Annotated in this window: 19 protein-coding genes and 1 riboswitch; of the genes, 15 read left to right on the top strand and 4 right to left on the bottom strand. The window is 61.3% G+C overall.

What is annotated here, in order from left to right:
- The first annotated feature begins 121 nt into the window (after positions 1 to 121).
- Both ygfZ and ACA061_RS06555 read left to right on the top strand, forming a co-directional pair.
- Positions 122 to 1,063: a CAF17-like 4Fe-4S cluster assembly/insertion protein YgfZ gene (ygfZ, locus tag ACA061_RS06560; RefSeq protein ID WP_497300889.1), complete on the top strand. Its 942-nt coding sequence runs from the start codon at positions 122 to 124 to the stop codon at positions 1,061 to 1,063.
- Between the two features lie 35 nt (positions 1,064 to 1,098).
- On the top strand, positions 1,099 to 1,920 hold the full coding sequence (locus ACA061_RS06555; RefSeq protein ID WP_497300887.1) for an HDOD domain-containing protein: 822 nt from the start codon (positions 1,099 to 1,101) through the stop codon (positions 1,918 to 1,920).
- Between the two features lie 118 nt (positions 1,921 to 2,038).
- On the opposite strand, the gene ACA061_RS06550 is transcribed toward ACA061_RS06555, so the two are convergent.
- The gene (locus ACA061_RS06550; protein ID WP_150603047.1) at positions 2,039 to 3,424 is read right to left on the bottom strand and encodes a sensor histidine kinase; all 1,386 of its coding nucleotides are present in this window, start codon (positions 3,422 to 3,424) and stop codon (positions 2,039 to 2,041) included.
- Complete coding sequence (locus tag ACA061_RS06545; RefSeq protein ID WP_042558060.1) at positions 3,417 to 4,088, bottom strand: response regulator; 672 nt, start codon at positions 4,086 to 4,088, stop codon at positions 3,417 to 3,419. Before ACA061_RS06545 ends, ACA061_RS06550 begins: the two co-directional genes overlap by 8 nt.
- A 236-nt stretch (positions 4,089 to 4,324) precedes the next feature.
- Here ACA061_RS06545 and ACA061_RS06540 point away from each other — a divergent pair, with 236 nt between their 5' ends.
- The 5 genes from ACA061_RS06540 (at position 4,325) to ACA061_RS06520 (ending at position 9,755) form a co-directional block, all read left to right on the top strand.
- Complete coding sequence (locus ACA061_RS06540) at positions 4,325 to 5,617, top strand: OprD family porin (protein WP_210553765.1); 1,293 nt, start codon at positions 4,325 to 4,327, stop codon at positions 5,615 to 5,617.
- Between the two features lie 100 nt (positions 5,618 to 5,717).
- Positions 5,718 to 6,695, top strand: a complete 978-nt coding sequence (locus ACA061_RS06535) for a Bug family tripartite tricarboxylate transporter substrate binding protein (protein WP_150594383.1) — start codon at positions 5,718 to 5,720, stop codon at positions 6,693 to 6,695.
- Positions 6,696 to 6,753: 58 nt separating this feature from the next.
- The gene (locus tag ACA061_RS06530) at positions 6,754 to 7,212 is read left to right on the top strand and encodes a tripartite tricarboxylate transporter TctB family protein (RefSeq protein ID WP_497300884.1); all 459 of its coding nucleotides are present in this window, start codon (positions 6,754 to 6,756) and stop codon (positions 7,210 to 7,212) included.
- A 1-nt stretch (position 7,213) separates the two neighbouring features.
- Positions 7,214 to 8,728, top strand: coding sequence for a tripartite tricarboxylate transporter permease (locus ACA061_RS06525; protein WP_497300882.1), 1,515 nt, complete (start codon positions 7,214 to 7,216; stop codon positions 8,726 to 8,728).
- Complete coding sequence (locus ACA061_RS06520) at positions 8,721 to 9,755, top strand: AbrB family transcriptional regulator (protein ID WP_150617713.1); 1,035 nt, start codon at positions 8,721 to 8,723, stop codon at positions 9,753 to 9,755. Before ACA061_RS06525 ends, ACA061_RS06520 begins: the two co-directional genes overlap by 8 nt.
- Before the next feature lie 106 nt (positions 9,756 to 9,861).
- On the opposite strand, the gene ung is transcribed toward ACA061_RS06520, so the two are convergent.
- Entirely contained in the window at positions 9,862 to 10,554 is a 693-nt protein-coding gene (gene ung / locus ACA061_RS06515; RefSeq protein WP_042561972.1) for a uracil-DNA glycosylase, read from the bottom strand.
- A 132-nt stretch (positions 10,555 to 10,686) separates the two neighbouring features.
- Here ung and dspII point away from each other — a divergent pair, with 132 nt between their 5' ends.
- Entirely contained in the window at positions 10,687 to 11,799 is a 1,113-nt protein-coding gene (gene dspII / locus ACA061_RS06510) for an enoyl-CoA hydratase/isomerase DspII (RefSeq protein WP_210553768.1), read from the top strand.
- A gap of 57 nt (positions 11,800 to 11,856) precedes the next feature.
- Here the strand turns inward: dspII and ACA061_RS06505 are convergent, their stop codons facing one another.
- Entirely contained in the window at positions 11,857 to 12,270 is a 414-nt protein-coding gene (locus ACA061_RS06505) for a hypothetical protein (RefSeq protein ID WP_150603052.1), read from the bottom strand.
- A 419-nt stretch (positions 12,271 to 12,689) separates the two neighbouring features.
- A riboswitch (guanidine-I (ykkC/yxkD leader) is annotated at positions 12,690 to 12,790 on the top strand.
- A gap of 63 nt (positions 12,791 to 12,853) precedes the next feature.
- Between ACA061_RS06505 and ACA061_RS06500 the strand changes: the two genes are divergently transcribed.
- The 7 genes from ACA061_RS06500 to atzF all read left to right on the top strand — a co-directional run bounded on the left by ACA061_RS06500 (position 12,854) and on the right by atzF (position 22,661).
- The gene (locus ACA061_RS06500; RefSeq protein WP_497300879.1) at positions 12,854 to 13,921 is read left to right on the top strand and encodes a putative urea ABC transporter substrate-binding protein; all 1,068 of its coding nucleotides are present in this window, start codon (positions 12,854 to 12,856) and stop codon (positions 13,919 to 13,921) included.
- 18 nt (positions 13,922 to 13,939) lie between these two features.
- Positions 13,940 to 14,755: an ABC transporter permease gene (locus ACA061_RS06495; RefSeq protein WP_150617653.1), complete on the top strand. Its 816-nt coding sequence runs from the start codon at positions 13,940 to 13,942 to the stop codon at positions 14,753 to 14,755.
- Entirely contained in the window at positions 14,752 to 15,540 is a 789-nt protein-coding gene (locus tag ACA061_RS06490) for an ABC transporter ATP-binding protein (protein WP_497300877.1), read from the top strand. Before ACA061_RS06495 ends, ACA061_RS06490 begins: the two co-directional genes overlap by 4 nt.
- Before the next feature lie 25 nt (positions 15,541 to 15,565).
- Complete coding sequence (locus tag ACA061_RS06485) at positions 15,566 to 16,291, top strand: urea amidolyase associated protein UAAP1 (RefSeq protein WP_497300875.1); 726 nt, start codon at positions 15,566 to 15,568, stop codon at positions 16,289 to 16,291.
- Positions 16,292 to 16,302: 11 nt separating this feature from the next.
- On the top strand, positions 16,303 to 16,956 hold the full coding sequence (locus tag ACA061_RS06480) for an urea amidolyase associated protein UAAP2 (protein WP_150603057.1): 654 nt from the start codon (positions 16,303 to 16,305) through the stop codon (positions 16,954 to 16,956).
- Between the two features lie 274 nt (positions 16,957 to 17,230).
- A complete protein-coding gene (gene uca / locus ACA061_RS06475) occupies positions 17,231 to 20,863 on the top strand; it encodes an urea carboxylase (protein WP_497300873.1) in 3,633 nt (1,210 codons plus the stop codon).
- A 25-nt stretch (positions 20,864 to 20,888) separates the two neighbouring features.
- The gene (atzF, locus tag ACA061_RS06470) at positions 20,889 to 22,661 is read left to right on the top strand and encodes an allophanate hydrolase (protein WP_497300871.1); all 1,773 of its coding nucleotides are present in this window, start codon (positions 20,889 to 20,891) and stop codon (positions 22,659 to 22,661) included.
- Positions 22,662 to 22,828 lie beyond the last annotated feature (167 nt).

Genomic DNA, 22,828 nt, shown 5'->3' with positions numbered 1-22,828 from the left:
TACAGCCCCGATGCCGCTCGCACAGTCGGCTTTGGTCGGGCACCACCGATCCTTTATCAACTACCCATTTCAACAACGCGCCCTTATGATGTGCCCCAGTCTATTTACCCTGCGAAGACCCATGGCCGATTCTGCTTTTTTCTGCACCCTGTCTCATGAAGGCGTTCTCGCGGTCCGCGGCGCGGATGCCGGAAAATTCCTGCAAGGCCAGTTGACCTGCAATATCAATTACCTGAGCGAAACAGCGTCCAGCCTGGGCGCTCGCTGCACGCAAAAAGGCCGGATGCAGTCGAGTTTCCGCATTCTGCTCGAAGGTGACGGTGTGCTGCTGGCGATGGCCAGCGAATTGCTCGAGCCGCAACTGGCGGACCTGAAAAAGTACGCGGTGTTCTCCAAGTCGAAACTGAACGACGAAAGCGCCGCCTGGGTGCGTTTCGGACTGAGGTCGGGCGATGCAGCGCTGAGCAGTCTCGGCCTGGATCTGCCGATTGAGACCGACAGCGTGGTACGCAACGACGGCCTGATTGCAATTCGCGTCTCGCCGGATCGTGCCGAACTGTGGGTACCCGCCGATCAAGCTGAAACCATCCGCCGCAAGTTGTCGATCACCCTGCCTGAAGGTGAACTGAACCAGTGGTTGCTCGGCCAGATCCGCGCCGGTATCGGTCAGGTCATGCCGACCACCCGCGAGCTGTTCATCCCGCAGATGCTCAACCTGCAAGCCGTCGGCGGCGTGAGTTTCAAGAAGGGTTGCTACACCGGCCAGGAAATCGTCGCGCGCATGCAGTACCTGGGCAAACTCAAGCGCCGTCTGTATCGCTTGAGCCTCGACGCCGCACAATTGCCGGAACCCGGCACGCCATTGTTCGCGCCGAGCCACAACAGCTCGATCGGCGAAGTCGTACTGGCTGCCAACGCCGGGCAAAACATTGAACTACTGGCAGTGTTGCAGGCCGAAGCTGCAGAAGCGGGTGATCTGCATCTGGGCACCCTCGAAGGGCCTGCGCTGCATCTGCTCGATTTGCCCTACGAACTGGATCGCGACCGCGAAATCCAGCGCTGATCGCAGCATTTGTTGCAACACCCTAGAGAGCCTAAATGAACGAACTGGCGGATAAGATCCAACAGGATTTGGTTGAGGCCATCGATAAAGATGACCTGGTTCTGCCAACACTGCCGGAAGTAGCCTTGCAAATTCGCAAGGCTGCTGAAGATCCGGAAATCAGCGTCAGCGAGCTGAGCAAAGTTATTGGCCGTGACACGGCGCTGTCCGCGCGCCTGATCAAAGTGGTCAACAGCCCTCTGCTGCGCGCGGCGCAGGAAGTCACCGACCTGCACACCGCCATCACCCGCCTGGGCATCAACTACAGCAGTAACCTGGCGATCGGTCTGGTGATGGAGCAGATTTTCCACGCCAGTTCCGAGGTGGTGGAACAGAAAATGCGCGAAGTCTGGCGCAAGAGCCTGGAAATCGCCGGGGTCAGTTATGCGTTGTGTCGTCGTTACACCCAGCTCAAGCCGGATCAGGCGGCGCTGGGCGGGCTGGTGCATCAGATCGGCGTGCTGCCGATTCTGACCTACGCCGAAGACCACTATGAACTGCTCGCGGATTCGGTCAGCCTCAACCATGTAATCGACCAGCTTCATCCGTTGCTGGGCGACAAGCTGCTACGCGTGTGGGACTTTCCGGAACGACTGGTGGAGCTGCCGGGGCTGTATCAGGATCTCAAACGCGACTCGGCGCAGATCGATTACGTCGATCTGGTGCAGGTGGCGAGCCTGTATTGCCACAAGGGCACTGACCATCCGTTTGCGCGGATTGATCCGCTGAGTGTTCCGGCGTTCAGGAAGCTTGGGATTGATCCGGAAAACAAGGCGCTGTGTGCGGATCTGGAAGAATCGCGCTCGATGTTTTACTGATCCAAGACCTTGGTGCTGCCATCGCTAGCAGGCTAGCTCCCACACTGGATCTGTGATTGAGACAAATCCGCTGTGGGAGCCAGCCTGCTGGCGATGGGGCCAACGCAATCAACACAATTCACCCGGCAATAAAACTCACCCGCACCTTCAGCCCCGCCTGCTCACCATCATGCAGCGTGATCTGCGCCAGATGCGCCCGGCAGATCTCGCCGACAATCGCCAGACCCAATCCCGATCCCGCCACCTGCTGATTACGCCGGTAGAAGCGCTCGAACACGCGATCGCGCTCTTGCAGCGGAATTCCCGGCCCGTCGTCCTCAACCTCAAGCACTGCCGGGGTCAGCACGCGCAAGATCACATTGCCGCCCGGTGGCGTATGCGCCAGGGCGTTATCCACCAGATTGCTCAACAACTCATTCAGCAGCGTCGGCTCGCCGCGCAGCCACACCGGTTCATCGGCCTCCAGCGCCAGCGCCACCCCGCGTTTGTGCGCCAGTGGCGCCATGGCCATGCCCAACTCGCGGGCCAACTGACTCAGATCGAGCAACTGCGCACCGCCCTCGGCAATCGCTCGGGCGCCATTTTCGACGCGCGCCAGCGACAGCAATTGATTGGCCAGATGGGTCAGGCGATCGGTGCCTTGCGCCGAAGATTCCAGCGTCGTCCGCCAGACCTGCGGGTCATTTGAACGCAGCCCCAATTCCAGCCGCGCCTTCAACGCCGCCAGTGGTGTGCGCAACTCATGCGCCGCGTCGGCGATGAACTGCGCCTGACGCTCGAACTGACCACGCAGGCGCTCGGTGAAATGGTTGAGCCCGCGCACCAGCGGCCAGAGTTCATGTTGCACTTCCACCAGTGGCAATGGCCGCAAGTCATCGGGTTGGCGTTCCTCGACTGCCGTGCGCAGGCGCTCCAGCGGACGCAGTGCGGCGCTGACGGCAAACCAGACCAACAGCAAGGCGCCAATCGCCAACATGCCCAATCGCAACAACGTATCGGCCGCCAGACTGCGCGCCATGCTGACCCGGGCTTCGTCGGTTTCGGCCACGCGGATTTCCGCCATGCCGTTCATGTTCGGCTCGCTCACTGCCTTGAGCAGACTGACCACGCGCACGTTCTGCCCCTTGTATGTGGCATTGTAAAAACGCGCCAGCGCCGGGTAGCTGTCAGTTCTTGGCGTACCGGGTGGTGGCCCGGGGAGGTTTTCGTAGCCGGAAATCAGCTTTTGATGGATGTCGTTGACCTGGTAGTAAATGCGTCCGGCGCTATCGTAAGCGAAGGTATCGAGGGCCACGTAAGGCACGTCGGCACTCAGGCTGCCATCACGTTGCGAAAGGCCGGCGGCAATGGTTCGCGCCGAAGCCAGCAATGTGCGGTCATACGCGGTGTCGGCCGCCTCGCGACCATTCCAGTAAGCACTCAAGCCGCTGGCGAGCATCAACACCACCAGCAACGACGCAAGGTTCCACAGCAATCGCCAGCGCAGGCTGCTGGGCTTATGCATCGCGGCTTTCCAGCAGATAGCCGAGGCCGCGGAAGGTCACGATCGCTACCGGTTGACCGTCGAGTTTCTTGCGCAAGCGATGCACGTAGATTTCGATGGCATCGGGGCTGGCCTCTTCGTCCAGACCGAACACTTGCGCGGCCAGTTGCTCTTTGCTCATGACTCGCCCCGGCCGGGCGATCAGCGCTTCAAGCACGGCTTGCTCGCGGGACGTCAGCGTGAGCAGTTCCTCACCGAGAGAGAAACGTCGGGTGTCGAGATCATAGGCCAGCACCCCGCAGCGCTGCTGGCGTTCACCGCCCAACACACTGCGTCGCAACAGCGCTTTGACCCGGGCTTCCAGTTCGGTCAGTTCGAACGGCTTGGCGAGATAGTCGTCGGCGCCAAGATTGAGGCCATGCACCCGATCTTTCACATCGCTGCGCGCCGTCAGCATCAGCACCGGCAGATTTTTCCCGCGAGCCCGCAGGCGCGCCAACACTTCAAAGCCGTCCATGCGCGGCAGGCCGACATCGAGGATCGCCACGGCGTATTCCTCACTGCCCAGCGCCAGATCGGCAGCCACGCCATCGTGCAACACATCCACGGTCAGACCGGTGCTCTTGAGCGCCTGGGCGACGCTTTCGGCCAGTTGCAGATGGTCTTCGACGAGCAGAACACGCATGGATTTTTACCTCGTTCAGGGATGGCCGACGCCACTCTTTGCCGCGGAGTTTACAGCCGCAACCGCCACTGTGAAGCCCGAAAACATTGAAAGTCAGCTGAAAGGTTAGCGAAAGGTTAGGCCGTTAGAGTCGGCCTACGGACAGTTTCGACTGCCGTCGCTGCTGCCACACAGCGCTACGAAAAACGCCACGAAGCGTTTTCGACCAATAAGAACAATAATCGGAGTACACCCGCATGCCGTCCATGCAGTCCCAGGTCCTTGTGCCTGTTCGCCCTTCCCGTCTCCGCCACACCGCCCTCGCCAGTGCAACCGCCCTCGCGGGTTTTTCGCCGTTGAGTTTTGCCGACTTCATTGAAGACAGCAGCGCCACCTTCGAAACCCGCAACATGTATTTCAACCGAGACTTTCGCGACGGCACCAGCGCCCAGCAATCCAAACGCGATGAATGGGCTCAGGGCTTCATGCTCAATCTGCAATCGGGCTACACCGACGGCACCGTGGGGTTCGGTGTCGATGCGCTGGGCATGCTCGGTGTGAAACTTGATTCGAGTCCGGACCGCACCGGCACCGGCCTGTTGCCGACCCACGACGACGGGCGCGCGGCGGACGAATACTCGAAACTCGGCCTGACCGGCAAAGTGAAAATCTCTGCCACGGAACTGAAAATCGGCAGCCTGATTCCCGAACTGCCGATCCTCAAGCCCAACGACGGACGCATCCTGCCGCAGACCTTTGAAGGCGGCTTGCTGACCTCCAAAGAGATCAAGAATCTGACGTTCACGGGCGGGCGTCTGGAGAAAGCCAAGGATCGCGACAGCACCGATTTCGAGGACATTGCGCTCAACAACAAGAACAGCCGCTTTGCTGGCACCGCTGCCGGCAAGCACTTCGATTTTGGCGGCGTGGATTACAAGTTCACTGACAAGATCACCGGCAGTTACCACTTCGCGCAACTCGACGAAGTTTACAACCAGCACTTCTTCGGCCTGGTTGCCTCGCGCCCGATGGGTCCCGGCACGTTTGCCACCGACCTGCGTTTTGCCGTCAGTGACGATCAAGGTGCGGCCCGTGGCGGCGAGATCGACAACCGCTCGCTCAACGGCCTGGTCAGCTATGCCCTGAGCGGCCACAAGTTCAGCGCCGGTTATCAGCACATGTCCGGCGACAGCGCTTTCCCCTATGTCGATGGCAGCGACCCGTACCTGGTCAACTTCGTGCAGATCAACGACTTCGCCGGCGCCGAAGAACGCTCGTGGCAAGCGCGCTACGACTTTGACTTCAGCAAACTTGGCATTCCCGGCCTGAGCTTCATGAGTCGTTACTTGAGCGGTGACAACATCAAGCTCAAAAGTGGCGAAGAAGGCAAAGAGTGGGAGCGCAACACCGAGATCAAATATGTAGTACAAAGCGGCGCTTTGAAGGACGTCGCTGTGCGCCTGCGCAATGCCACCTACCGCTCCAACTACTCCGCTCGCGATGCCGATGAAGTGCGTCTGCTGGTGAGCTATAGCGTTGCCCTTTGGTAATTGATTGAAACGCCGGGGTGCTGTGATCGGAAGATCAAAAGATCGCAGCCTGCGGCAGCTCCTACATAAAGCCTTACAACAAGAAACCGTGGAGAATCGAATGAACCTGTCACTGCGTAAAGTTGCACTCGCCGCCAGTTGCGTGCTGTTCGCTGGCCAACTCATGGCCGAACCGAAGCGTCCGGAATGTATCGCGCCGGCGTCGCCCGGCGGTGGTTTCGACCTGACCTGCAAACTGGTGCAGAGCGCGCTGGTCAACGAAAAACTGCTGTCCAAACCGATGCGCGTGACCTACATGCCCGGCGGTGTTGGCGCGGTGGCTTACAACGCAGTGGTTGCGCAGCGGCCAGCCGATGCCGGCACGCTGGTGGCGTGGTCGAGCGGTTCGCTACTGAACCTGGCGCAAGGCAAGTTCGGGCGCTTCGATGAGACCAACGTGCGCTGGCTCGCGGCAGTCGGCACCAGCTACGGTGCCATCGCAGTGAAAAGCGATTCGCCCTACAAGACCCTCGACGATCTCGTTCAGGCCTTGAAGAAAGATCCCGGCTCCGTGGTCATCGGTTCCGGCGGCACCGTCGGCAGCCAGGACTGGATGCAAACCGCACTGATCGCCAAGGCTGCCGGGATCAACCCGCGCGAACTGCGTTACGTCGCCCTCGAAGGTGGCGGCGAAATCGCCACCGCGCTGCTCGGCGGCCACATTCAGGTCGGCAGCACCGATATTTCCGACTCCATGCCGCACATCCAGAGCGGGGACATGCGCCTGCTCGCAGTCTTCTCCGACAAGCGTCTCGACGAACCGGAAATGAAAGACATCCCGACCGCTCGCGAGCAAGGCTACGACATCGTCTGGCCGGTGGTTCGCGGTTTCTACCTGGGGCCAAAAGTCAGCGATGAAGACTACGCCTGGTGGAAGGATTCGTTCGACAAGCTGCTGGCCTCCGATGAGTTCGCCAAGCTGCGCGATCAGCGTGAACTGTTCCCGTTTGCCATGACCGGCCCGGAACTGGACACCTACGTGAAGAAGCAGGTTGCGGACTACAAAGTGCTGGCCAAAGAGTTCGGCCTGATTCAGTGATCGTCTCTGTCTAGCGGCTGCGGCCCCCGTTCGCGGGGCCGCGGCACAGGAGTTTCCCATGCTCTTACAACGCATTTTCGCTTCGGTGCTATTGCTGGCCTGTGTCGGCCTGGCACTGATGGCGTGGCCGTACCAAGCGGCTTTTTCCTACGAACCGGTGGGCCCGCGCGCCTTCCCTCTGCTGATGCTCGGCCTGATGGGCGCGGCGCTGCTGTACATGGTGTTCCGCCCGACGCCGATCGAACACACTGAAGACGAGCCGCCACTGGATCGCCAGACGCTGACCAAGATCAGCATCTGCGTCGTGCTGTTGCTGGTGTTCGCCGGCCTCTTCGAACCGCTGGGCTTCATTCTCAGCAGCATGCTGATCGGCATTCCGATGGCGCGCCTGTATGGCGGTCGCTGGGTGCCGAGCATCGTGGTGACCACCCTGATGGCCATCGGTCTTTACCTGCTGTTCGACCGTGTGATGGACGTTCCGCTGCCCCTCGGCCTGCTCGACGTTCTGGAGAACTGATATGGATACTCTTGGCTATTTGGATCAGGGCTTCGGCGTCGCGCTGAGCCCCTACAACCTGGTGACCGCGCTGTGCGGCACGTTGATCGGCACCGTTGTCGGCCTGCTGCCGGGGCTGGGCCCAATCAACGGCGTGGCGCTGCTGATCCCGATCGCATTCGCCCTCGGCCTGCCGCCGGAGTCGGCATTGATTCTGCTGGCGGCGGTGTATCTGGGCTGCGAATACGGCGGCCGGATCAGCTCGATCCTGCTGAACATTCCGGGCGAAGCCTCTACCGTAATGACCACGCTCGACGGCTACCCGATGGCGCGCAAAGGCATGGCCGGTGTGGCGCTGTCGTTGTCGGCGTGGAGTTCGTTCATCGGCGCCTTCATCGCCACGTGCGGCATGGTGCTGTTCGCCCCACTGCTGGCGAAATGGGCGATTGCCTTTGGCCCCGCGGAATACTTCGTGCTGATGGTGTTTGCGATTGTCTGCCTCGGCGGCATGGCCGGTGATCGACCACTGAAGACGTTTATTGCGGCGTTGATCGGTTTGTTCCTGTCGACGGTCGGCATCGACGCCAACAGCGGCGTGTACCGCTTCACCGGCGACAACATTCACCTGACCGACGGGATTCAATTCGTCGTACTGGTGCTGGGCCTGTTCTCGATCAGCGAAATTCTGTTGCTGCTGGAGAAAACCCATCGCGGCCAAGAAGCGGTAAAAGCTACCGGCCGGATGATGTTCAACTTCAAGGAAGCGGCGTCGGTGTTCACCGTGAACATCCGTTGCGGCCTGCTCGGCTTCATCATGGGCGTGTTGCCGGGTGCCGGCGCGACGCTGGCCAGTGCCGTGGCCTACATGACCGAAAAACGCATCGCCGGTACCAGCGGCAAATTCGGTCAGGGCGATGCCCGTGGCCTCGCTGCGCCGGAAACCGCCATCGGTGCTTCGGCCTGTGGCGCACTGGTGCCGATGTTGACGCTGGGCGTGCCGGGTTCGGGTACCACGGCGGTGATGATCGGCGCGCTGTCGCTGTACAACATCACTCCGGGCCCGCTGTTGTTCCAGCAACAACCGGACATCGTCTGGGGCCTGATCGCTTCGTTGTTCATCGCCAACATCATGCTGGTGATCCTCAACATTCCGATGATCCGCATCTTCACCCGCATCCTCGCCGTGCCGAACTGGGCACTGGTGCCGGTCATCGCGATCATCACCGGGATCGGCGTCTACGCGGTACACGCGACCACTTTCGATCTGTTCCTGATGGTCGGCATCGGCATCTTCGGTTACATCCTGCGCAAGCTCGACTTCCCGTTGTCGCCGGTTCTGCTGGGTTTCATCCTCGGTGGTCTGATGGAGCAGAACCTGCGTCGTGCGCTGTCGATCTCCAACGGTGCACTGGAAATCCTCTGGTCGAGCCCGATCACCTTCGGGGTCTGGGTACTGACCGCGATCATGTTGCTAGTGCCGCTGCTGCGCATCTGGCGCAAACGTTCGGTCGCTCGGCGCGCTGTTGCCGATGTTTGATCGGCTGTCGCTAAAGTCCTGGTGGGGAACCCCGCTGGTCGGTCTGCTTGGCGGTTACCTCGCCAGCCAGATCGGCTGGCCGCTGCCATGGATGGTCGGCTCGTTGCTGGCGATCATCCTCGTGCGCTGCCTGACCCCGTGGCAACTGACGGAGATCCCTGGCGGGCGTAAATGCGGCCAGTGGATCGTCGGCATCGGCATTGGCCTGCACTTCACCCCGGTGGTGATGGAGCAGGTGCTGAGTCATTTCGGTTTGATCTTCTTCGGTGCGCTGGTCACCAGTTTGTCGGCGGTGGTTGGCGTGTGGTTGATGCGCCGCACCGGTGAGGATCGCGCCACGGCGTTTTTCTCCAGCATGCCCGGTGGCTCCGGGGAGATGGTCAACCTCGGCGCACGCAATGGCGCGATGCTCAGCCATGTCGCGGCGGGGCAAAGCTTGCGGGTGTTGGTGGTGGTTTTATGTGTGCCGGCCGCGTTCAAGTATTTGCTTGGCGACGGCACGCCGATTTCTCATGCCGGCAGCGTCGATTGGCGCTGGCTGGCGATTCTGTTTCCGGCGGGCGCCCTGCTCGCCTGGATCTGGCAGCGTCTGCGTCAACCCAATCCATGGCTGTTCGGGCCGTTGCTGGTGAGTGCGGCGGTGAGCATCGGTTGGGATCTGCACATCGGCTTGCCCGATGGCGGCAGTCAGATTGGCCAGTGGTTGATCGGCAGCGGATTGGGTTGTCACTTCAATCGACAGTTTTTCAGGCGTGCGCCGTCATTCATGGGCCGCACGTTGATCGGCACGGCACTGACCATGTTGATTGCGACCCTGGCGGCGTTGGGATTGAGCGCTTTAACCCATCTGGATCTGCGTTCGCTGACGCTGGGCATGATGCCCGGTGGTATCGCCGAGATGAGCCTGACGGCGGAGACCCTGCAACTGTCGGTGCCGCTGGTGACGGCGATGCAGGTGATGCGGCTGTTGTTCGTGCTGTTTCTGGCGGAGCCGTTGTTCAAATACTGGAATCGTAATCCCGAGTAAGACCGAGTTGCCCCCATCGCTGGCAAGCCAGCTCCCACAGATTATGTGCACACCGCAAAACCCTGTGGGAGCTGGCTTGCCAGCGATGGGGCCCTTCAGGCCAACATCAAACCGGCGGCAACCGCCACTCAATCGGCGTCTCGCCATTCTGCTCAAGAAACTTGTTGGTCCGGCCGAAGTGCCCGCATCCCAGAAAGCCACGATAAGCCGACAGCGGCGACGGATGCACCGAAGTAAGCACCAGGTGCTTGGTCGCATCGATCAGCTTCTGCTTGCTCTGCGCATGGGCGCCCCACAGCATGAACACCAGATGCGGTTGCCGCTCGCTGACCAGTTCGATGATCCGGTCAGTAAAAAACTGCCAGCCCTTGTCCTTGTGCGCATTGGCGTTGGCGCGCTCGACGGTCATGGTGGTGTTGAGCATCAACACGCCCTGATCCGCCCAGCTCTGCAAGTAACCGTGGCTGGGGATGTCGATGTTCAGGTCGCGTTTCAACTCTTTATAGATGTTGACCAGTGACGGCGGCGCTGGCACGCCCGGTTGCACCGAGAAACACAAGCCGTGGGCCTGGCCCGGGCCGTGGTAGGGGTCCTGGCCGAGGATCACCACTTTCACTTTATCCAGCGGAGTGGAGTTCAGCGCATTGAAAATCAGCGGCCGTGGCGGATAGATTTCCTTGCCGGCCGCCTGTTCCTGCTGCAGAAAGTTGCGCAACTCTGCCATGTAAGGCTGGTCGAATTCAGCACGCAGTGCCTCCTTCCAGCTCGGTTCGAGTTTGATACGGTCGTCAGCAGTCATGGTCATACCCGGCAAAAACAATGGGGCGAACCCTAGGAAAGCCGGCCACGCTTGTCAATTGATCTGATGCAGATCCGGCACTTTCCCACGCAGCGATCATACTGATCGTGCAAATTTCCGATCGAGGTCACGATGAATCTGCACTTCGAAGAACTCTGCGGCACCAACGGCGCCCGCATCGGTATCGCCAGCCTGGATGCTGAAAAATCGCTCAACGCGCTGTCCCTGCCGATGATCAACGCCCTTAGCGACAAACTGGACGCCTGGGCCAAGGATCCGCAAATCGTCTGCATGCTGTTGCGCGGCAACGGCGCCAAAGCCTTCTGCGCTGGCGGTGAAGTGCGCAGCCTGGTGGAAGCCTGTCGCGCACATCCCGGTGAAGTCCCGCCGCTGGCAGCACAGTTTTTTGCGGCCGAATACCGCTTGGACTACAGCCTGCACACCTATCCGAAACCACTGATCTGCTGGGGCCACGGTTATGTGCTGGGTGGCGGCATGGGTCTGTTGCAAGGCGCCAGTACGCGGATCGTCACGCCGAGCAGCCGTCTGGCGATGCCGGAAATCAGCATTGGGCTGTATCCGGATGTCGGCGCCAGTTGGTTTCTGGCGCGGTTGCCGGGCAAGCTCGGTCTGTTCCTCGGATTGACCGGCGCGCACATGAATGGCCGTGACGCGATCGACCTCGATCTGGCCGACCGCTTTCTGCTCGACGAGCAACAACCGGAGCTGATTGAAGGCCTGCTGCAACTCAACTGGCAGGAACAGACCGACATGCAACTCAACAGCTTGCTCAAGGCCTTGCAGCAGGAAGCCGTAGAGCAGATGCCTGAGGCGCAGTGGCTGCCGCGTCGTCGGCAGATCGACGAACTGCTCGATGTCAGCGATGTCACCTGCGCCTGGAAAGCCATCAGCCTGCAACGCGACAGCAGCGACCCGCTCATCGCCCGCGCGGCAAAAACCCTCAGCGAAGGCTCGCCGCTGACCGCCCATCTGGTCTGGCAACAGATCATCCGCGCGCGGCACATGTCGCTGGCCGAAGTCTTTCAGATGGAATACACCCTGAGCCTCAATTGCTGCCGGCATCCGGAGTTCAGCGAAGGGGTTCGGGCGCGGTTGATCGATAAGGATCAAAAGCCGCACTGGCATTGGCCGGACATCAGCAGCGTGCCGGATGCAGTGGTTGAGGCGCATTTTCATAAAGCGTGGGAGGGGCGGCATCCGTTGGCGGATCTGACGGCTTACTGACTGAATCGCAGGCACAAAAAAGCGGCGCATCATGCGCCGCTTTTATTTGCGGGTCAGTTACCAGCGATTGCCACGTCCGTTGTGGTCGCCGCGACCGCTATGGCGGTCGTAATTGCCGCGTCCGCTGTGGCGATCATAGTTGCCGCGACCGCGGTGGTCATTGTCCCAACCGCCGCGACGGTGGCCTTCCCAGCGTCCGCGATCATTACCGTGCCAGCGACGGCTCTCGTAGTAACGCGGCGACGGTTGATAGTAGCGCGGCGCCGACTGGTAATAACGCGGTTGCTGATAGTAACGCGGCGCTGGCTGGTAATAGCGCGGAGCCGAGTAGTACGTGCCGCCAGTGTTGTAGTACGCCGGTGCGGGTGATGTGTAGACCTCAGACCTGTAATAAGTGTCCGCGTACGAATACGGGGCACAACCGGTGACGGAAAACATCAACGCAGCAAGCAGAAGAATTCGTCGATACATGGCGGCCTCCTGGACCGCGGGTAGCCACACCAGCGACGCTGGCAGGCGTCAGTCTTTTATTCGGTGACTGACGAAAGATCAGACACCGATTTCCGAATCTGGTGCGATTCCGCAACAAGTTGAAACAAGTGATTTATGAAACCTTGTTCACTCGCAGAACGCGGTCATTCATCTGCTGATTAATGGTGGTCAGCGTGATATCCGCCGCCGTGATAAACCATATCCTGGCCAACTTCAGATCAGCGGCGTGAACGCTGCATCACGGTGCAGCCGCGCACCAACACAACGCACCTTGCTGATACCTGCGCATAGACTTTCAACGTGATAGCCGCGTGGCAGAGCGCTTGCGCCGACTTGGCACGCCTCTCGCTATAGAAAACCCGTGCAGGAGTCATCACAGGTTCGCGGCACCACAATTTGCAATGGCTGACTAGGGTTCCGGCTCGCAATCGCGAGTGACTGGTCCGAGAGTTGGCGACCTCCAGTTGAGGTTACACGGCGGGACAAAAGCCCGGGAGACAAGCCACCGTTCGCGGTGCCGCGTTGCCTTCCTGTCCGCCCTTTTTCAACTGGAGAATCCGCTATGTCCCGACTACGTTTCCCCGCCCTGCTCGCTGCCGCGTTCGCCGCGCTGCTCAGCACCCAATCCTTTGCCGCGCAGAAAGACCACTTCAGTGTCTGCTGGACGATCTATGCCGGCTGGATGCCGTGGGAATACGCCGGCAGCCAAGGCATCGTCGACAAATGGGCGAAGAAGTACGGGATCAAGATCGACGTAGTGCAACTCAACGACTATGTCGAATCGATCAACCAGTACACCGCAGGCCAGTTTGACGGCTGCGCCATGACCAACATGGATGCGCTGACCATTCCAGCGGCGGGTGGCGTCGACAGCACCGCGCTGATCGTCAGCGATTTCTCCAACGGCAACGACGGCATCGTCCTCAAGGGCGACGGCAAGAAGGTTGCCGACCTCAAGGACATGGACGTCAATCTGGTCGAACTCTCGGTGTCGCACTACCTGCTGGCACGGGCGCTGGACTCGGTCGACTTGAGCGAGAAAGACCTGAAAGTGGTCAACACCTCCGATGCCGACATCTCCGCCGCCTTCAATACCGATCAGGTCAACGCGGTGACCACCTGGAACCCGATGCTCTCGGACATCAAGGCCAAACCCGGCGTCACCGAGGTGTTCAACTCCAGCCAGATTCCCGGCGAGATCATGGACATGATGGTGGTCAACAGCGCCACCCTCAAAGACAACCCGGCGCTGGGCAAAGCACTGACCGGCGCCTGGTTCGAAGTCGTCGAATTGATGAACGCGAAAAACGCCGCGAGCAACGCTGCGCTGGAACACATGGCCAAGGCCTCGGGCACCGATCTGGCCGGCTTCCAGGCGCAACTGGCCACGACCAAACTGTTCGCCACACCGAGTGAAGCGCTGAGCTTCGCCACCAGCAAGCAACTACCGGAAACCATGCGCAAAGTCGCCGAGTTTTCGTTCCAGCACGGTTTGCTCGGTGAAGGTGCCAAAGACACCAGTGCGGTGGGCATGGCCTTCGCCAACGGCGTGACCAGCGGCGACACCGGCAACCTCAAGCTGCGTTTCGATCCGACCTACGTGCAGATGGCCGCCGACGCCAAGCTGTAAGCCACGGAGGATTTGGCCATGCGCCTGATCAATCGCCACCCCGATCGCCCGAGTCGTTTGCTGTTGGTGATTCTGCCGTTCGCTTTGCTGCTGTTCGCCTACTTCATGGGCTCGGCCGAACGACTGGCAGAAAACCCCAACGACAAACTGCTGCCCAGTGCCGTGCAGATGACCGATGCGGTGAAACGTCTGGCCTTCAATGCCGACAGCCGCACCGGCGACTATCTTTTGTGGCAGGACACGCTGTCGAGTGTGCGGCGCCTGGCTATCGGCCTCGGTATCGCGGCACTGGCCGGGCTGTGCCTGGGCATCGCCGCGGGCACGCTGCCGCTGTTCGGCGCCCCGCTGTCGCCATTGCTGACGGTGCTGTCGATGGTGCCGCCGCTGGCGATCCTGCCGATTCTGTTCATCGTGTTCGGCTTGGGCGAGTTGTCGAAAGTGATGCTGATCGTGATCGGCATTACCCCGGCACTGGCCCGCGACCTGGAGCAGCGTGCCCGGGACATTCCCGTCGAACTGCTGATCAAGGCGCAGACCCTCGGCGCCTCGACCTGGACGCTGATACTGCGCGTGGTGCTGCCACAACTGTTGCCACGCCTGCTGATCTCGTTGCGGCTGATGCTCGGCTCGGCGTGGCTGTTTCTGATTGCCGCTGAGGCGATCGCTTCCACCGACGGCCTCGGCTACCGGATTTTTCTGGTACGCCGTTATCTGGCGATGGACGTGATCCTGCCGTACGTGGTGTGGATCACCCTCCTCGCCTGGCTGATGGATTGGGGCCTCAAATCCCTGACCCGGCGGGCATTTCCCTGGTATGAGGGGGCGGCCAAATGAGCTTCATCACGGTGAAAAACGTCTGGCAGCAATACGCCGATCAAGTCGTGCTCGAAGGCCTGAACCTGCACGTCAACGAAGGCGAGTTCTGCACGTTGGTGGGTGCGTCCGGTTGCGGAAAATCAACCTTCCTGCGCTTGCTGCTTGGCCAGGAAACCGCCAGTCGCGGCGAGATCCTGCTCGACGGTCAACCGCTGGCCAGCGAACCGGATGCCAGCCGTGGCGTGGTGTTCCAGCGCTATTCAGTGTTCCCGCATTTGAGCGTGCTGGACAACGTCGCCCTCGGCCTTGAACTGCCCCGCGCGCCACTGCTCGGTCGGTTGTTCGGCAGCGCGAAAAAAGACGCCCGCGAACAGGCCTCGGCGCTGTTGCACAAGGTCGGTCTGGGCCATGCGCTGGACAAATATCCGGCGCAGTTGTCCGGCGGCATGCAACAGCGCCTGGCGATTGCGCAGGCGCTGATCATGAAACCGCGCGTGTTGCTGCTCGACGAACCCTTCGGCGCGCTCGATCCGGGCATTCGTAAAGACATGCACGCGCTGCTGCTGGAACTGTGGCGCGAGACGCGACTGACGGTGTTCATGGTCACCCATGACTTGTCGGAGGGCTTCAGCCTCGGCACGCGATTACTGGTCTTCGACAAAGTCCGTGTCGACCCGCACGCCCCAGGCGCCTATGGCGCGCGCATCACCTACGACATCCCTTTGAACAGCGACCGCCGCGCCCAACGCGCCGCCGTCGAGGCCTTGCCGGAGCCACTGGCGGGCGTACTTCGAACCGCTTGAGAGGACTGATCCTGTGAATGATCCGATGACTGATTCGACCCAACTGTTCCCACCTTTCGCCGAGGAAATGCTGCCCGGTGGCGGCCACCGCTCCTTCGTCCTCAAGCGCGGCCAACTGCTGCGCCTGACCAACCTGCGCGGCGGCGCCAACGTCAGCCTGACGTTGCTCAACGCCAACGAAAAAACCGAGCGGCTGAACCTGCCCGACAGCCTCAAATGCCAGCACACCGCCAAGCTCACCGCCGGCCATTGCCTGTACTCGGACATGGGCCGCGTACTCGCGGCGATTACCGCCGACACCTGCGGCTGGAGCGACAGCCTCGGTGGCGTGCTCTGCGCCGAAGAAGTCGCGCAGAAATACGGTCAGGGCCGTTATCAGGAGTTGCGCAACGGCTTCTTCCGCAACGGCACCGACAACCTGCTGGTGGAACTCGGCAAGTGGGGCTTGGGCCTGTCCGACCTGCTGATGCCCCTAAATCTGTTCAGCCGGGTCAACGTCGATGAGGCCGGGCGTTTTCACTTCGTCGAGGGCAACGCCAAGGCCGGCGATTACATCGAGCTGTACGCGCCAATGGACACGCTGGTGGTGCTGACCGCCCTGCAACACCCGATGGATCCCTCGCCCGAATACGCGCCAAAACCGCTGAAGCTGAGCTGGATGAACGCCGACGCCAGCGTCGCCGAACACTGCCGCACCTCGCGCCCGGAGAACGAGCGCGGCTTTATCAACACCGACCGTTTGTTTGCCTGAGGATCGCTGCCATGTCACTTGCCATCGCCCCTGCTACAGCTGCACAAAACCGACATCCCGACAGCGCCGTCTACCGGGCCACCATCCCTGCCGGTGAGCCGTGGTTGATGGAGGTCAAGGCTGGCCAGACCCTGCGCATCCTCGATCTTGAGGGCAATCAGGCCGTCGACACCTTGTTCTACAGCGTCGCCAATCCCAGGGAACGCTACGACGTGCAACGCACTTTGCGCCGGCAGAACAGCGTGTACCTGAGCACCGGCAGCGTGCTGTTTTCCAATCTCGGCAAGCCGATGCTGACCATTGTTGCCGACACCTGCGGGCGTCACGACACCCTCGGCGGTGCCTGCGCGCAAGAGAGCAACACCGTGCGCTACGCCCTGGAAAAACGCTACATGCACAGCTGCCGCGACAACTACCTGCGCGCCTGTGTCCACGACGGTCGGCTGGGCAAAAGCGACATCGGCCCGAACATCAATTTCTTCATGAATGTGCCGGTGACGGCCGACGGCGGGCTGACCTTTGAAGACGGGATTTCTGCACCGGGCAAATACGTCGACCTGCGCGCCGAGATGGACGTGATCGTGCTGATCTCCAACTGCCCGCAACTGAACAACCCGTGCAACGCCTACAACCCGACACCTGCGGAGCTACTGGTATGGAACTGAAAATGCGCCGGTTGCGGCGGTGGTTGTTTGCCTTGTGTCAGGCCCGATCCGGGCAGTGCATCAAATAACCGCGCCCTTGTAGGAGCTGCCGCAGGTTGCGATCTTTTGATCTTGATCTTCATCTGCAAAATCAAAAGATCGCAGCCTTCGGCAACTCCTACAGGGGACGGGTGCAATTCAGTCATTCGGGACGGCCCGAGGACCTTTTACAAACGGCGGGACGGCCCGCCTCCCAGTCGAGCCAGCGCATTCGGGCGGCTCCAGGGGACAAGCCATGTTCGAAAAAATCCTCATCGCCAACCGTGGCGCCATCGCCTGCCGGATCCTGCGTACCCTCGCGCAACTGCAGGTCAAGGGTGTGGCCGTGTATTCCGAAGCCGATGCCGCCAGCCTGCATATCCTCCAGGCCGATGAAGCGCACAGCCTCGGCGAAGGTGCGGCGGCCGGCACTTATCTGGCGGTCGATAAAATCCTCGCAATTGCCAAAGCCAGCGGCGCCACGGCGATTCATCCCGGCTACGGTTTCCTCTCGGAAAACGCTGCGTTCGCCGAAGCCTGCGCAGCACAAGGCATCGCCTTCATCGGCCCGACACCGGAGCAACTGCGGGTGTTCGGCCTCAAGCACACGGCCCGCGCTCTGGCCAAACAGCACGGCGTGCCGATGCTCGAAGGCAGCGAACTGCTCGACAGCCTCGACGCCGCACTGATCGCCTGTGAACAGGTCGGTTACCCGGTGATGCTCAAAAGCACCGCCGGCGGAGGCGGTATCGGCATGCGCGTGTGCCGCAACGCCAGCGAACTGAGTGAGTCGTTCGAAGCGGTCAAACGCCTCGGCCAGAACAATTTCAGTGACGCTGGCGTGTTCATCGAGAAGTACATTCAGCGCGCTCGACATCTGGAAGTGCAGGTGTTCGGTGACGGTCACGGTGAGGTCATCGCCCTCGGCGTGCGTGACTGCTCGGTGCAGCGGCGCAACCAGAAAGTTCTCGAAGAAACCCCAGCGCCCAATCTGCCGGCCGGCATGGCGGATGAGCTGTGCGTCGCCGCAATCAAACTGGCCAAAGCGGTGAATTACCGCAGCGCCGGCACCGTCGAATTTGTCTTCGATAGCGAGGCGCAGCGTTTTTACTTTCTTGAAGTGAACACGCGATTGCAGGTGGAACACGGCGTCACCGAGCAGGTGTGGGGCGTCGATCTGGTGCGCTGGATGGTCGAACTGGCGGCGGGCGATCTTCCACCGTTGGCCGAGTTGTTTCGCGAGCTCAAACCCGAGGGCCACGCGATTCAGGCACGCCTGTATGCAGAAGATCCGGGGCGTGATTTTCAGCCGAGTCCGGGCTTGCTGACCGCCGTGGAATTCGCGCCGGCCAACGGGATTCAACTTCGCATCGACACTTGGGTCGAGGCTGGATGCGAGATCCCGCCGTACTTCGATCCGATGATCGCCAAGGTCATCACCTGGGCACCGAGCCGCGAACAGGCGCGCACCGAACTGCATCAAGCGCTGGGCGCCAGTGTGTTGTACGGCGTGGAAACCAACCGCGACTATTTGCGGCAAATTCTGATGGACACGCCGTTCGCCAGTGGTGAGCCGTGGACCCGGTGTCTCGAAGGTCTGGTGTATCGCGCCAACACTTTCGAAGTGCTCAGCGCCGGCACGCAAACCAGCGTGCAGGACTACCCCGGCCGCCTCGGTTACTGGGCGGTCGGCGTGCCGCCATCGGGGCCGATGGACAGCCGCGCGTTGCGTCTGGGCAATCGTCTGCTGGGCAATGCCGATGGGGCGGCGGCGCTGGAAATCACCATGAGCGGGCCGTTGCTGCGATTCAACTGCGATGCCGTTGTGGCGGTGACCGGCGCGCCGATTGCCCTGACGCTCGATGGTGAAACGGTGCCGATGAACACCGCATTGCTGATTCCGGCCGGCACGACGTTGACCCTTGGCATCATCAGCGGCGCCGGGGCGCGCAGTTATCTGTGCCTGCGCGGCGGCGTGCAGGTACCGGATTACCTGGGCAGCAAAAGCACCTTCACCCTCGGCCAGTTCGGCGGGCATGCCGGTCGAGCATTGCGCGCCGGTGACGTGTTGCACGTGCCCGCGTTGGCTGATCGCAGCGCTGGGCAACAACTTGCCGAACATCATGTCAGCGAGTTACCGACAGTACGCCAGATTCGCGTGATCTATGGCCCGCACGGGGCGCCGGAATACTTCACCGAACACTACATCGGCACCTTCTTTGCGACCCAGTGGGAAGTGCATTTCAACTCCAGCCGTACCGGCGTGCGGTTGATCGGGCCCAAGCCCGAATGGGTGCGCGCCGACGGTGGCGAGGCCGGGTTGCATCCGTCGAACATTCACGACAATCCGTATGCCATCGGCGCGGTGGATTTTACCGGTGACATGCCAGTAATCCTCGGCCCCGACGGCCCGAGTCTCGGCGGGTTTGTGTGCCCGGTGACGGTCATCGAAGCGGATTTGTGGCAACTGGGACAGCTCAAGGCTGGCGATAAAATCCAGTTCATCCCGGTCGACCTCAAGACCGCCCGCGATCTCGCCTGCCAATGGGATACCTGTGGGAGCTGGCTTGCCAGCGATGGGGGCCGTCCAGACACCGCATCAACTTCATCGCTGGCAAGCCAGCTCCCACAAGGACTTTTGTCGCCTGTGGTTCTGGAGTTGGGTCAGGGCGATATGCATCTCGTTGGGCGCGTATCCGGCGACACGCATCTGTTGCTGGAAATCGGCGCACCCGAGCTCGACCTCGTCCTGCGCTTTCGTGCCCACGCCCTCATGCAGGCGCTGGAAAGCAAAGCCCTGGCGGGCGTGATCGACCTCACGCCCGGCATCCGCTCGCTGCAAGTGCACTACCAGCCTGAGCAATTGCCGCTGGCCGATCTGCTCGGCATTGTCGCTGGCGAGTGGGATGCGGTGTGCGCCGCCCAAGACCTGCAAGTGCCGTCACGCATCGTGCATCTGCCATTGTCCTGGGATGATCCGGCCTGCCAGTTGGCCATCGAAAAATACATGACCACCGTGCGCAAGGACGCGCCGTGGTGCCCGAGCAATCTGGAGTTCATTCGCCGCATCAACGACCTGCCCAACCTCGACGAAGTGCAACGCACGGTGTTCGATGCGAGTTACCTGGTGATGGGTCTTGGCGACGTTTACCTCGGCGCACCGGTAGCCACACCGCTTGATCCGCGTCACCGATTGGTCACCACCAAATACAACCCGGCGCGCACCTGGACCGCCGAAAACTCGGTGGGCATCGGCGGCGCCTATATGTGTGTCTACGGCATGGAAGGCCCCGGCGGCTACCAGTTCGTCGGGCGCACCTTGCAGATGTGGAATCGCTATCGCGAGGTCGCGGCATTCGATGGCAAACCGTGGCTGTTGCGCTTTTTCGACCAGATTCGCTTCTACCCGGTGAGCGCCGAAGAACTGCTGCGCATCCGCCGCGACTTTCCCCTCGGGCGGTTCGATCTGAACATCGAACACAGCCAACTCAACCTCGCCGACTACCAGGCTTTTCTCAATCACGAAGCCGAGAGCATTGGCGCGTTTCGACGCCAGCAACAGGGCGCATTCAACGCCGAGCGCGAACGCTGGATCGCCAGCGGTCAGGCGCATTTCGACAGTGAAGAAGCCATACCCGAATCCACCGAAGACGCGCCCCTGGCCAACGGTCAGCAAAGCGTCGACAGCCACATCGCCGGCAACCTCTGGCAGGTGCAAGTCGAAGCCGGCAGCCGCGTGCAAGCGGGCGATGTGCTGGTGATTCTGGAGTCGATGAAGATGGAAATCCCAGTCCTCGCGCCGATGGCCGGCGTGGTGCGCGAGATTCGTGTGCAGCCCGGATCGGCGGTGCGCGCCGGACAGCGGGTCGTGGTGCTGGAACTCGACTGAAACCTATTTCGAAAAGGATAAATTCATGAATCTGCAACTCGATGTTCTGCGCCAGGCCTACCGCAATGGCGACACCACGCCGCGCAAACTGCTGCCGCTGCTGCGCGAAAAAGCCGCCGCGCTGAATCCCGACTATCACCTGTTCATCCACCTGCTCAGCCTCGAAGAGCTGGAGCCTTATCTGGCCGCCCTCGATGGTCGCGATCTTGAAGCTTTGCCGTTGTTTGGTGTGCCGTTTGCGATCAAGGACAACATCGATCTGGCGGGCATTGCCACCACCGCTGCGTGCCCGGCGTTCGCCTACGTGGCGGAACGCTCGGCGACCATCGTCGAGCAACTGTTGGCGTTGGGCGCGATTCCGCTGGGCAAGACCAACCTCGACCAGTTCGCCACCGGCCTCAACGGCAGCCGCTCACCTTGCGGCGCATGCCCCAACAGCGTGTTGCCGGAATATCCGTCCGGCGGTTCCAGCGCCGGGTCGTCACTGGCGGTGGCGTTGGGCGTGGCGAGTTTTGCCTTGGGCACCGACACGGCCGGCTCCGGTCGGGTACCGGCGGCGCTCAACAATCTGGTCGGGTTAAAGGCCAGCAAAGGACTTATCTCCACGGCCGGTGTGCTGCCGGCGTGCCGCACGCTGGACTGCGTCACCACGTTTACGGCGACGGCACGCGAGGCCAGTCAGTTGCTGGCGTTGACCGCCAGACTTGATCCGCGCGACGAATACAGTCGCCGCAATCCGTCCTGGAATGACGGCTCGGCATTCGGTGCGCCACGACCGTTTCGTTTCGGCGTACCGCGCGCGCAGGACCTGGAATTTTTCGGCTGCGAAGAAGGCCCGCGACTGTTCGGCGACGTCATTGAACGGCTGCAAGCGTTGGGGGGAGAAGCAGTCGAACTGGATTTGTCTCCGTTTCTCGAAGCTGCGCGCCTGCTGTATGACGGGCCGTGGGTTGCCGAGCGTTACAGCGTTGCCGGAGAACTGATGGAGCAGCAGCCTGAAGCGGTGCTGCCGGTGATCCGCGCTGTGCTGGCGAAAGCCCCGGCAGTCACTGGCGTGCAAACGTTCCGCGCGCAATACCGGTTGCAAGCCCTTAAAGCCCTGTGTGACCAGGCGCTCGAAAACCTCGACTGCGTGCTGACGCCGACCATCGGCCGCCCCGTGACGCTGGCCGAACTGGACGCCGAACCGGTGCTGCGCAATTCCGAACTGGGTTACTACACCAACTTCATGAACTTGCTCGATTACGCTGCCGTCGCCGTGCCGAGCGCATTCATGAGCAACGGTTTGCCGTGGGGTGTGACCCTTTTTGGCCGGGCGTTTACCGATCAGTATCTGCTGAGCGTGGCGGACGCATTGCAGCGTCAGCAAGATTCAATGTTGCCAACACCCGCCAATGTCGCGCGCCATGACCGTGCGCGAATCGTCGTGTGCGGCGCACATCTGCAAGGGTTGGCGTTGAACTGGCAACTTACTCAGCGTGGCGGGCGGTTGCTCGAGACGACATTCAGCTCTGCGGACTATCAACTGCACGCCTTGGCCGGCGGCCCGCCGTTGCGTCCAGGCATGGTTCGGGTGAAGGCTGGCGGCGTGGCGATCGCGGTGGAAGTCTGGGACTTGCCGAGCAGCGAGCTGGGCTCGTTCCTCACCGGGATTCCCGCACCGCTCGGGTTGGGCAAAGTGCAACTGGCGGATGGTCGTTGGGAAAGCGGTTTTATCTGTGAGCCGTATGGTTTGGAAGGTGCCTTGGATATCAGCCATTTGGGTGGCTGGCGGGCGTACCTGAAAACCCTGGCCTGACCCCTTCCCCTTGTAGGAGTGAGCCTGCTCGCGATCGCGGTTTATCAGTCACATCCTGGTGACTGTCACACCGCGATCGCGAGCAGGCTCACTCCTACAAGGATCGGCGCAATTTCTATGTAAATGGCACCTTGCACAGTCTGCCGTCGCGGGCCGATCATGCGCTG

The organism is Pseudomonas sp. LBUM1668 (assembly GCF_059695715.1).
The sequence above is the reverse complement of the archived record's forward strand: the minus strand, read 5'-3'. Positions and strand labels throughout refer to the sequence as shown.